The sequence below is a fragment of the Acinetobacter sp. Ver3 genome, from assembly GCF_000632455.1.
GTDB lineage: Bacteria > Pseudomonadota > Gammaproteobacteria > Pseudomonadales > Moraxellaceae > Acinetobacter.
In genome coordinates this window covers 14,618-26,348 of sequence record NZ_JFYL01000017.1, presented here as the reverse complement: position 1 = coordinate 26,348, position 11,731 = coordinate 14,618, and the positions used below count along the sequence as shown (strand labels likewise).

Annotated in this window: 10 protein-coding genes and 1 tRNA gene; 4 read left to right on the top strand and 7 right to left on the bottom strand. The window is 38.0% G+C overall.

Annotated elements, in window-relative coordinates; all coding sequences use genetic code 11:
• The 3 genes from CL42_RS17645 to CL42_RS06750 are packed head-to-tail and all read left to right on the top strand — an operon-like array spanning nt 1 to nt 1,801.
• Nucleotides 1–417 (top strand): iron chelate uptake ABC transporter family permease subunit, encoded by a 417-nt coding sequence (locus tag CL42_RS17645; protein ID WP_035266464.1) that lies wholly within the window; start codon nt 1–3, stop codon nt 415–417.
• On the top strand, nt 369–1,016 hold the full coding sequence (locus CL42_RS06755; protein WP_035266460.1) for an iron chelate uptake ABC transporter family permease subunit: 648 nt from the start codon (nt 369–371) through the stop codon (nt 1,014–1,016). The genes CL42_RS17645 and CL42_RS06755 overlap by 49 nt, the downstream gene beginning before the upstream one ends.
• Nucleotides 1,013–1,801: an ABC transporter ATP-binding protein gene (locus CL42_RS06750; protein ID WP_051586550.1), complete on the top strand. Its 789-nt coding sequence runs from the start codon at nt 1,013–1,015 to the stop codon at nt 1,799–1,801. The genes CL42_RS06755 and CL42_RS06750 overlap by 4 nt, the downstream gene beginning before the upstream one ends.
• Nucleotides 1,802–1,890: 89 nt before the next feature.
• Here CL42_RS06750 and CL42_RS06745 read toward each other — a convergent pair whose 3' ends face one another.
• From CL42_RS06745 to CL42_RS06715, 7 genes are all read right to left on the bottom strand, one after another.
• Entirely contained in the window at nt 1,891–2,163 is a 273-nt protein-coding gene (locus CL42_RS06745) for a hypothetical protein (protein ID WP_155756966.1), read from the bottom strand.
• 102 nt (nt 2,164–2,265) lie between these two features.
• Nucleotides 2,266–3,273 carry a fimbrial protein gene (locus CL42_RS06740; protein ID WP_035266523.1) on the bottom strand — a complete coding sequence of 336 codons (1,008 nt, stop codon included), beginning with the start codon at nt 3,271–3,273 and terminating at the stop codon, nt 2,266–2,268.
• Complete coding sequence (locus tag CL42_RS06735) at nt 3,270–5,783, bottom strand: fimbria/pilus outer membrane usher protein (RefSeq protein WP_051586554.1); 2,514 nt, start codon at nt 5,781–5,783, stop codon at nt 3,270–3,272. Before CL42_RS06735 ends, CL42_RS06740 begins: the two co-directional genes overlap by 4 nt.
• A 98-nt stretch (nt 5,784–5,881) precedes the next feature.
• The gene (locus CL42_RS06730; protein ID WP_051586549.1) at nt 5,882–6,619 is read right to left on the bottom strand and encodes a fimbria/pilus periplasmic chaperone; all 738 of its coding nucleotides are present in this window, start codon (nt 6,617–6,619) and stop codon (nt 5,882–5,884) included.
• A 73-nt stretch (nt 6,620–6,692) separates the two neighbouring features.
• Nucleotides 6,693–7,226, bottom strand: coding sequence for a fimbrial protein (locus CL42_RS06725; RefSeq protein WP_035266450.1), 534 nt, complete (start codon nt 7,224–7,226; stop codon nt 6,693–6,695).
• Between the two features lie 414 nt (nt 7,227–7,640).
• Nucleotides 7,641–7,730 (bottom strand) — tRNA-Ser (locus CL42_RS06720).
• 97 nt (nt 7,731–7,827) lie between these two features.
• Entirely contained in the window at nt 7,828–9,861 is a 2,034-nt protein-coding gene (locus tag CL42_RS06715) for an NADPH-dependent 2,4-dienoyl-CoA reductase (protein ID WP_035266448.1), read from the bottom strand.
• 428 nt (nt 9,862–10,289) lie between these two features.
• Here CL42_RS06715 and argG point away from each other — a divergent pair, with 428 nt between their 5' ends.
• On the top strand, nt 10,290–11,630 hold the full coding sequence (gene argG, locus CL42_RS06710; protein ID WP_035266447.1) for an argininosuccinate synthase: 1,341 nt from the start codon (nt 10,290–10,292) through the stop codon (nt 11,628–11,630).
• Nucleotides 11,631–11,731 lie beyond the last annotated feature (101 nt).

Genomic DNA, 11,731 nt, shown 5'->3' with positions numbered 1-11,731 from the left:
ATGTCTTCTCTGTTGAGTCGTTTAAAACAAAAATCAATGATAAAGGCTTGGATAATCATTGCGATTCTACTGATATCACTTAGTTTATTTAGCCTGATGTACGGTGAAATCACATTAAATTTGAATACGCTATGGAATGTATTTACAGGCAATGCGTCAGCTGCACATCAACTTCTCGTTGAAAAGATTAGATTACCACGACTTTTGGCAGCCTTATTGATTGGCGCTGCACTCGCCTTATCTGGTCTCATTCTTCAAATTATCACCAAAAATCCTCTTGCGAGCCCAGATGTTTTTGGTATCAGTGACAGTGCAGTGCTTGCTTTGGCATTCACCATTCTCCTCTCAAGTTCTAGTATGTTAGGTCAATGGTGGCAAGCATTAATGGGTGCGATCTTCTGTGTTTTTTTATTTTAATTGCTTCAGGCGGCGTAGGAACACAGGGGTATCGTATTTTGGTCATCGGGGTCGGAATTGCAACACTCATGAAAGCCAGTTTTGACCTTATCCTTGCGACACTGCCAGTAATGCACACCAGTAATATTTTAATTTTTAGTAGTGGTAGTTTGATTGGTCGAAGCTACAGCATCTTGCTACCAACTTCGATTTTTATCATGCTGCTTGTCAGTATTATTGTGCTGTGGCGGCGACTATTTAGTGCAATGGTTCTCCCTGATTCTGTCATTGATAGTCTAGGAGAACCCTTATCTAAAATTAGACTGATGCTCATTATTATTGCTGCGTTTCTCGCTGGGACCGCTGTCAGTATTGCGGGCCCCATTGGATTCGTGGCTATTGCTGCACCAATCATCGCATTTAAATCATTTCCTCATCATTTATTTCCGATTTTCCCAACCATGTGTATTGGTGCATTAATGGTTTTATGTGCCGATTTACTTGGAAAAAATTTGCTTGCCCCTGTCGAAATTCCCGCAGGCATTATTAGCGGCATGGTTGGTGGTCCACTGTTGTTGTGGTTGTTATATCGTCATTCTAGAAGTATGAGTCGTACATGAGTTTAATCATCAATCAATTAAGTGCTGGATATAATCATCATCAAGTTTTGAAGGGTATCAATGCTGAATTTCAGCAGGGTCAAGTCATCGTCCTCATTGGTCCAAATGGCTGTGGAAAATCGACCTTGTTAAAATGTATTGCTCAAATTCATCCATATGATCAAGGCCAAGTCATTTGGGAAAAAAATCAACTGAATTTACTCAGTAAAAAGTTGCTCGCTAAGCAACTTGCATTACTTCCACAGCATGTAACTGCACCCAACGGCATGACAGTTGAGCAGTTAGTACGCTTCGGTCGTTTTCCACATCAAGGTTGGTTTAAACGACTGAACATCGAAGACCAAAAAGCGATTGATGATGCCTTGTCTGCGACCCATTTAAGCGAATTAAAAAATCAAAATTTAAGCAATCTATCAGGAGGTCAACGTCAACGTGCATGGATCGCAATGGTCCTCGCACAACAGACCCCTTTAATTCTTTTAGATGAACCAATTAGTATGCTCGATATCGGTCATCAAGCCGATATTTTAAATTTAGTCCGCTCTCTAGCTTCACAAGGTAAAACCATAGTGATGGTTCTACATGAATTAGCCACTGCTGCACGCTGTGCCGATTTTCTAGTTGCCATGAAAGATGGTCAAATCATTGCACAAGGTAAATCAGAAGATGTTTTAACAAAGCAATTAGTTCATCAACTTTATAACTTAGATGCCGAAGTCAGAATAGTTGAAGATGATCAATCCAAGAAAAGGTTACTGGTCATCCCAAATAAGTTTGGTGATTAATCCTCAATACCAACTTAATCCATCTTCATTGATGACAACGTAGATTTCTTATGGAAGAGCATTATTCCATTGCAAGCTTTTGAGTTTAATTAGTGGTAATAAACTGAAATCATTTTCTTATCTTGCCCATTTACATTGCTTACTTGAACCACATAATGATCTAAACTTAAACGATCCTCTTGAGTCACTTGATGATCTTTTAACTGCTGAGTGATTTCATGTAATTCAATACAATATTTTTCTAAAGAACTTTCAGAACAGCTATAGTTTTCAATGACTGAACCTTGAAATTCAATATTTTGAGCATGCACGACATGCACCGAAATGACCATATTTAGAATAAGTATAAATAATGATCGCATTGCCTTTCCCCAATAAAGCATACGATCTTTAAATTTACATAAAAATATAGTTAAAACAATATTATAAATTAAATATTTTTTATTAATGTGAACTACATATCATTATTGGTATTGGATTGTGACCGTTGCCTGACCTCTCACACGACCAGGTTCTACTTGGTTTTCAACTTGGATATAGCGTGCTTTCAATGGCAAGTTATATTGAACCGTTTGATTCGAGCTCACGGTGCCAAGTTGTATTTGCTCACCTTGAGTAATAACTTTATTTTGATTTTGATAATTGGAAATTAATTGTGTATTTACACCTTTGGCTCTGACATTTGACGCTGCATCATTTACGATTGAATTATTTCCATTTGAAGTGTAATCAAAGCTTAGGCTAATTCGGTTTGTTTCTGTCACACTCGTCGGATTATCTCCACCATTACATAATATATTCATATCAAATGCCTGCTCACCTGCTGTAGATCCTATACCTTTAAAATCGGATTTATTTACTGTAGGTAAATTCACCGTTTTATTGATATTTCCTTGGATCTCACATGAACTTGAAGCAATCGTAATCGCATTACCATATACTGTGCTGGTTAAAAAAGCTTGCTGAGGATAGCCCTCTACATAATAAGTACTATAACGTCCCGGTGCTATTACACCTGAACCCGAATTTACTGCAGTTTTGATAATTTCGACAACAAAAAAACCATTATCTAAGTTATAAGTTGTATTAGCCGTTAACCTACGAGAGTATGGATAATAACCTGAAAAATTTTGATTATTTGCGGCTTCACGATAAAGCCTAATCCCAATACCTGGAATATTGGTTTCATAAACTGAATCCCCAGCGGGACTCAACTGACCATTTTGAATCAGTCTTGCATTAATATTTACAGGATTTCGATCACACCGAATACTTGAACCATTCGGTGAAATTGGAAACGTTTTTTTGGTTAAAACTCGGCCTACTGGATCAGATGGTCTGACTACGACTCTGCCAACAGCCATGCTAATATCAACTGTTCTAAAGTTAGCTTGAGGTGTACAAGCTGCTTGAACAGAAGTTATGGCAAAACCTGAGAGTACAACAGCACCTATTAAAATCTTAGTTTTCATTGACATAGTGCCTCTGTCGTAATCATATTTTCAGACTGATGCGCAGTGACATCATATTGGATTTGGCAACGATCATCTGGCTCATCACCCCAAACGATGTTTAAAGTATCTTTGAGTGCTGCGGTTCTGACATAAACCAAACCACCTTGAGCAACCAAACCAATGCTTTCTTGATTAGAATTGAATACTTCTGCTGCAAATGGTAAAGATTGTCCATCTTTTAGCGCACTTTTGATATAAATTGCCTTCCCTGATTTAGTCGCAAAATTCACTTTCGTTATCGCGCCTGAATAAGGTGCAATTCTTTGACTTGTTTCCATTAATTCTACATCTGTCGACATCTCTTCAGGGTTCAAGCTAATGTCATTCAGACGATATGGTGTGACATAAGGAATAATCGCATAACCAGATTTATTAATTTCTAAACCTGTCGAATTATTTACTTTTGCACCTGAGGCTTCAGGGGCATAGACTAAGACCATCGTTTGCCCCTGATCTGGTCCAAAATGTACGCCATCACGGTGTACAACCACATTGCCTCGGGCTGTGACTAACATTTGTTGATATTGATCCGCCAAACTATAAGACGCACCAAGAGTTGAATAATTTGTTCGATATTGTACGTTAGTGTTAAAACTTGGATTATTGCCATAATCCGCGGAAGTCGAAAATCCGTAATTGAATTTTTCGCCCACTGTACCACTCGCACCTACATTAATACGATCTTGCGTGGTAATTGAACTTAGATTTAAAGCACTCTTTTTCAATGTGAGCGGCAAAGAAAGCGTCAGCATATACTCCGTATCGCTGCTACGCATATTCGTATTATTATTTTCTAATTCTCGTTTAATGGCAGATAAACCATACGTCAGCAAATTATAAGTATTACTGTAGCCAACTTGATATTGTTTAGACTTTTGGTTGGTGTTCCAATAATCACTCCAAGAACCTGTAGCATAGAAATTGCCTAGATTATTTGGTAATCCTTGGTTTAACGTGATGGTAAACTCACTTCTCTGCTTACCAACATGACCTGAGCTTACCCCCTTTTCATCCAGATCTTGGATTAAAAAGGCATCTCGTAGTTTCAAAAAGTTTTTAGTTGAATAACGATAAGCAGCCAAAGTTAAATTCGTATTCGTCGGGCTAATTAACTTGCTGTAACTCAAACGATAACTTTGTCCAGTTTGATCTTTTCTTCGATCAAACTTAGCTTCAGATTGCGTGATATCAATTGCAATCGCACCAATTGGTGTCGCAAAAGCTGTACCGACTAAATATGCCTGATAATTTTCAGAAAATTGTAGCCCTGTATAGGCTGTAATATAGTTATTGATCCCATGTTGATATTTTGCCTGACCAACCCATGGATCTAAATCAATATCCTTATCTCTAAACTCACCTATCGTAAATGAATAACGATTCATACCAGGTCTTAGCATTTGTACAACTGATGCATAAGGTACAGAAAAGCGCTGAATTTGACCGTCAGATTCAATGACTGAAACTTCTAATTCACCACCAAAGCCAGTGGGATAAAGATCATTAATTTCAAAACTACCCGGTGCAACTGTAGTTTGATAAATAATTTGACCTTGTTGTTTAATTTCGATTTTAGCATTCGTACGAGCATTACCACGAATTCGGGGCGCATAACCCGTCATGCTATTGGGTAACATCCGTTCATCACTTGTGAAATCTAGACCGCGATAACCTACAGAATCAAATAATTCACCATTGGTAAAATAATCACCGAGTGTCAACATACCTCGATATTGGGGAAATGCACGTTGTACATAAGTCGTGACTGCATCGTAACTACTTTTATTACGCCCCTGATCTTCGTGATCAGACCATTTCCATTGACCATTATGACGGAGTTGCCACCCACCTAAATTTGCACCAGTTGCCAAAGACATGAAGGCATTGTTAATTTCAGGATTGGTTTCAGAGTAATTTTTTGTTTTATAACCTGAGGCACTGTATGAAATAAATCCAGCATTAATCCCTCGATCCCAAGCACTTGGGTCGATGTAGCCCTGAGCATTTTGTTGCATCGCAATTTGAGGGATAGAAATATCTAGTCTTAAACGAGCAGAATCAAACTCATAAAATGCATTTTCCACCCAATTTTCAATACGCTGACAAGATGTCGAAGTAGAATTAGATGGCTCAAAGTTTAAAATCTCTTTTTTGACACCAAACTGCATTAATGTTTTTGCATCAAAACACGTATAAGCATTTGCTGATTTATTATTTAATTCATTCTTGAATACAACTCGATGCTTACGATACCAGTTACCATTTACGTAAACATCAACATTATATTCACCTGGCAAAATAGGATTTCCAAATTTAAACCTATCTGTATTAATTGATTGTGCGTTTTCACCAATCAAAAAAGATGAGTCAAATTCCACACCATCCGCTGATGATTCGTTTGAAATCTCTTCACCATGTGCTGGCGTTAAATAAGTAAATCCGAACGTAATAGCCCCCAAAACAATCATAATTGTAGGAAGTTTTTTTTCATCATCTTGTTTTTGGTTACGGATCAGCATATTTTTGCCTACCTATTAATATTTAATAGGAATATTGATTCATTAATTTAGGGATTTAATTTCAAATCTGTCTGAATACGCCCACCAAAATCATTAATCGTTGTAAAACTCAACTTACTATGAGTGATAGCTGACTTTAGATTTATATTTTCACTTGATTTGGGGCTCACCATGATCCCTTCTTTCATCAAATCCACCAATTTCCCATTAGTTTGTTGACTTAATATCGATGTGATTGTGACGTGATAAGCCGTTGGATTAATCACTTGGAGTTGATTACCTACTTGCTTCCATTGTAATTTTGCTGGAGCTTCTGCAACCTTATCTTTCAAATTTGTTGGTCGATAAAATAATTTAATTCTTGAGCGTATTGCCAGTTGTAAAAAGTTATCTGGTTCCGTGCTTTGAGCATTGGCTTTAGGTTTAGGCGGAATATCTAAAACATTCAACCAAAACACAGTTTCTTGTTCACCACTTAATGATTTTGCATTTGGCAAAGCCGTGATTCGAAGCGATTGACTCTTGGTGGGATCAACACGCGAGATTGGCGGTGTAATAATGAATGGAGCTTTAGATTGTTCAGGCTTACTCTTTGGATCACCCTCATCAATCCATGCTTGTACCAATGATGGTTTATCACCATTGTTACTGACCTGTAGTGTGATTTCTCTTGCATCTGCTGGGTATATTGCTCTTGTTCCATGAATAATGATTTCAGCATGAGCAAAACTTGTCGAAGCCAATAGTCCCAACATCATTGTTATATTTTTAAATGAACCTAGCATGCAATTGATCTCTACTTAATACATTTGATTAGAGCCAAGTTAATCAATAACTTAACTCTATTTTCAAAACAAATTATTGATAAATAATCGTGTATTGAACTGAAGTAGTTACAGGACCTGCTGTAGAAGCACCAGTCGCATAGTATTCTGCATAGTAGTCAAGTGCAGCAGTTCCACCATCGACAACATCAACCCACTGAGAGTTAGTTTGCGCACCATTCGCACCAGCCTGCTGAACTAAAATAGGTTGGTTGTTGCTTCCTAACAATTGAACTTGTACGTTTTTAGCACCATTAGCATCTTGGTTATTTAAACGACCAGTGTTGAAATCGACCGTTGCACCAGGTTCGAAATAAGTTGCGACTTTACCTTCTGAACAATCACTTAGATTGATCGTGAACGGTGTACGACCAGCGACTTCACCAGCTGTAGCGAGCGTTTGTTTTGAAACTGTAGGTAGAGTCACAGTAAAGTTTTTGCCTTGTGGCGTTACAATGTCACAAGTCTTATCTGTAACTAAACCGTTGATTGTAATTGTTCCATCAGCTGCATTTGCTTGTGCAATCGTAGCTAATAAAACTGCTGAAAATAATGCGATTTTTTTCATTAGTCTTACTCTAATTCGGGGAATGGTGGGATGTTTAAAAAATGTCGATTGATATGCAAAAAATTGCAAAAGCATGGTATTACATTACAAAATAAGTGTAAATAAAGTCACATTTTGCCATTTTCATTAAAACCATTTCACATTTGTAAATTTATCTTTAACTCTTTATTTATTATTAATTAATTATTCATGTATTTTTTTGTAACTATGAATTTTGAAAAATTTAGCTAAATTACTCTATAAAATTAATAATTTTTAAAATATTTATATATATTAAAGCGATATTATGAAATTTTTGATTTAGACAAATTCTGTCATGATCCCGTCATAATTCTAAATATTCAATATGAGGCAATGAGGCAATATTATTTCGCTCATAAAAAAAGCCCTGACATCTGTCAGGGCTTTTGAATTTGGCGGAAGCGGTGAGATTCGAACTCACGGAGGACTCACACCCTCGTCGGTTTTCAAGACCGGTGCATTAAACCGCTCTGCCACGCTTCCATGTGCGCCATAATACGAAGCTTTTCATATCATGACAAGTAAAAATTACAATCAAACCATTCAAGTGAATATAGTTTCACCAAATGATTCAAATTTATTAAATTTTGGCTGCAATTTCAGCACCTTCACGAATCGCACGCTTAGCGTCAAGCTCAGCAGCAAGCTTTGCACCACCAATAATGTGATATTTCGCTAAAGTTGTTTCAGTCTCTGATGGCATAATCTCTTTAACAGATTCCTGCCCTGCACAAACAACGATAGTATCGACTCGTAATAATTGATCATGCCCACCAACTTCGATCCACAGACCTTCATCACTCACTGATTTATATTGAACGCCACGCAACATTTTCACATGATGTTTTTTTAATTGGGCGCGATGAACCCAACCAGAGGTTTTACCTAATCCTATACCCAAAGGCGTTGTCTTACGTTGCAATAAATATATTTCGCGAACTGGATGATCCACTTCAGCAGGTTGTAAACCACCTTCAGAAACATACTGAACATCAGGATCAACTCCCCACTCACGTTTCCATTCTGCCAAAGGTTGTGGCTGTGGCTGATGTTCAGGTTTTAATAAAAACTCTGACACATCAAATCCAATACCACCAGCACCAATTACTGCTACCTTTTGACCCACAGGCGCACCTCTTAATACTTCTGCATAAGATAAAACTTGTGGTGCATCACTTCCTTCGATCTTCAATGCACGTGGTACAACGCCTGTCGCAACAATCACCTCATCAAAGCCTTCACGCTCAAGCTGTTCACGATTAACTTTAGTATTTAAACGAAGTTCAACCCCAGTGCGCTCAATTTGGACTTTAAAATAGCGAATGGTTTCATGAAACTCTTCTTTCCCAGGAACAACTTTCGCTAAGTTGAATTGTCCCCCTACATCATTAGTGGCTTCAAATAAAGTAACCTGATGACCACGACTGGCAGCAACGGTCGCTGCCGACATTCCAGCTACACCACCACCCACAACAGCTACTTTTTTTGGCTTCTTGGTTTTTAAATAAACCAGTTCAGTTTCATAGGCTGCACGTGGATTCACTAAACATGTTGCACGTTTATTTTTGAAAGTATGATCCAAACAAGCCTGATTACACGCAATACACGTATTGATTTCATCAACACGATTAGTCGCAGTTTTATTCACCCAGAAAGCATCTGCCAATAATGGTCGAGCCATTTGAATCATGTCGGCTTTACCTTCAGCCAAAATAACTTCGGCAGTTTCAGGCATATTGATTCGGTTGGATGCAATCACAGGCACAGACACATGTTTTTTCACCTCTGCGGTATAATCTACAAATGCCGCACGAGGAACAGAGGTTACAATTGTTGGCACACGAGCTTCATGCCAACCAATACCTGTATTCAATAATGTGATACCTGCTTCTTCTAGCGCTTTAGCCACCGTGATCACTTCATTCATTGTATTACCGTCATGAACTAAATCAAGCATAGATAAACGGAAACAAATGATAAATTTTTCGCCAACTTTCGCGCGAATTGCCTTAACAATTTCAACTGCAAAGCGCATACGGTTTTCTATTTCCCCGCCCCATTGGTCTGTACGCTGATTGACATGACGACTCATAAATTGGTTCAGCAAATAGCCTTCTGATCCCATGATTTCAACACCATCATAGCCAGCTTTTTTCGCGATACTTGCTGTAGCCGCATAATCTTGAATCGTATCCAAAATTTGTTTTTCTGACATTTGGCGTGGTTTGAATGGTGAGATCGGCGATTTTATTGGGCTTGCAGAAACCACAAAAGGTTGATAACCATAACGCCCTGAATGCAAAATTTGCATTAAAATTTTTGCACCATGTTTATGAACTGCATGTGTCACTAATCGGTGTGGGGCAACATCACCTAAGGTATTCATTGTGCCACCAGCTGGAAGCAGCCAGCCCTGACGGTTAGGGGAAATACCACCTGTAATGATGAGACCTACGCCCCCTTTAGCACGCTCACCAAAATATGCTGCTAATTTAGGATAGTTATAAAAACGATCTTCTAGACCGGTATGCATCGATCCCATCACGACACGATTTTTGAGGGTAGTGAAACCAAGATCAAGAGGTTTTAATATATTTGCATAGCGAGTTGTCATGGCAATTCCTTATTTTATGGGCTTTGCAACTTGTTGCATAAAACTATACTTCTTTTTTCATAACTGTTTATGGCAATTTTTTGTCTTTTTCTATAATAAATTACCAACCATGAAATTAGATATTAATATTCAATCACTTATAAAAAATATTTTTCACTAAGTTCTCTTTGAAAAATTGCAATAAAATAAATTGATGCATAAAAATCTTCATAAATGCACTGTATTATTTTCAAGAAGAAATCATGAATTAGATTAAGCACTACCTATTACTTCTGAGTTTCGACGAAATATTGCTACTTATTCTAATATTTTTGCACCACGTATCTTTTTTTAAAAAAAATTACCAATGAAAAGTGCTACAATTGAAGAAATATATTTTTCAGGTTACCAATTTTCTAGGTGCCTATATTCTATCGTTAGGATGAACAATGTCTGATAATGTAACTATCTTACAGAATGTACCTGTAGGCAAAAAAGTTGGTATTGCCTTCTCTGGTGGTCTTGATACTTCTGCAGCTCTATTGTGGATGAAACAAAAAGGTGCTGAACCTTATGCGTATACAGCAAACTTAGGTCAGCCAGATGAAGATGATTACGATGCTATTCCAAAGAAAGCTGAAGCTTATGGCGCTGTTAAAGCACGCTTAGTGGATTGCCGTTTACAACTTGCATTAGAAGGTATTGCAGCAATTCAATGTGGCGCATTCCATATCTCTACAGGTGGTGTACCTTACTTCAATACAACACCACTTGGTCGTGCAGTCACAGGTACAATGCTTGTTACCGCGATGAAAGAAGATGACGTCAACATTTGGGGTGACGGATCTACTTATAAAGGTAACGACATTGAGCGTTTCTACCGTTATGGTCTATTAACGAACCCAGCACTTAAAATTTACAAACCTTGGTTAGACCAAACATTTATCGATGAACTTGGTGGCCGTGCAGAAATGTCACAGTTCCTCATCGATAACGGTTTTGACTATAAAATGTCAAAAGAAAAAGCATACTCAACAGACTCAAACATGCTTGGTGCAACTCACGAAGCGAAAGATCTTGAGTATCTTGATGCTGGTATCAAAATCGTTGAACCAATTATGGGTGTTGCTTTCTGGAAAGAAGACGTTGAAATCGCACCTGAAGAAGTTTCAATCACATTTGAAGAAGGCTTCCCTGTTGCACTTAACGGTCAACGTATTGAAGATCCAGTTGAGTTAATTCTTGAAGCGAACCGTATCGGTGGTCGTCATGGTCTAGGTATGTCTGACCAAATCGAAAACCGTATCATCGAAGCGAAATCTCGTGGTATTTATGAAGCTCCAGGTATGGCACTTCTACACATTGCTTACGAACGTCTTGTAACTGGTATTCATAACGAAGATACCATTGAACAGTACCGCATCAACGGTTTACGTTTAGGTCGTTTACTTTACCAAGGTCGTTGGTTCGACTCTCAAGCGCTTATGCTTCGTGAAACTGCTCAACGTTGGGTTGCTAAAGCAATCACAGGTACTGTGACTTTAGAACTTCGTCGTGGTAACGATTACACTATTATGAACACTGAATCTGAGAACCTTACATACGAAGCTGAACGCTTAACCATGGAAAAAGGTGATTCTGTATTCACTCCAATGGATCGTATTGGTCAATTAACCATGCGTAACCTAGACATTACAGATACTCGCGCTAAGTTAGGAATCTATACTGGTGCAGGTTTACTTGCTGTCGGTACAGGTTCTGCTGTTCCACAACTTAAAGACAAAAACTAAGATTTAGTTTAGTCCTAAAAAAAAACCGCGCTTTGAGCGCGGTTTTTTATTTGGTCGTTAAAATCTATCATTGTTCCCTAGATGGATAATGACTCATTCAT

Coding starts and splice junctions, on each gene's coding strand:
- CL42_RS17645 (WP_035266464.1), top strand. CDS start 1: ATGTCTTCTCTGTTGAGTCGTTTAAAACAAAAATCAATGATAAAGGCT.
- CL42_RS06755 (WP_035266460.1), top strand. CDS start 369: ATGGTGGCAAGCATTAATGGGTGCGATCTTCTGTGTTTTTTTATTTTA.
- CL42_RS06750 (WP_051586550.1), top strand. CDS start 1,013: ATGAGTTTAATCATCAATCAATTAAGTGCTGGATATAATCATCATCAA.
- CL42_RS06745 (WP_155756966.1), bottom strand. CDS start 2,163: ATGCGATCATTATTTATACTTATTCTAAATATGGTCATTTCGGTGCAT.
- CL42_RS06740 (WP_035266523.1), bottom strand. CDS start 3,273: ATGAAAACTAAGATTTTAATAGGTGCTGTTGTACTCTCAGGTTTTGCC.
- CL42_RS06735 (WP_051586554.1), bottom strand. CDS start 5,783: ATGATTGTTTTGGGGGCTATTACGTTCGGATTTACTTATTTAACGCCA.
- CL42_RS06730 (WP_051586549.1), bottom strand. CDS start 6,619: ATGCTAGGTTCATTTAAAAATATAACAATGATGTTGGGACTATTGGCT.
- CL42_RS06725 (WP_035266450.1), bottom strand. CDS start 7,226: ATGAAAAAAATCGCATTATTTTCAGCAGTTTTATTAGCTACGATTGCA.
- CL42_RS06715 (WP_035266448.1), bottom strand. CDS start 9,861: ATGACAACTCGCTATGCAAATATATTAAAACCTCTTGATCTTGGTTTC.
- argG (WP_035266447.1), top strand. CDS start 10,290: ATGTCTGATAATGTAACTATCTTACAGAATGTACCTGTAGGCAAAAAA.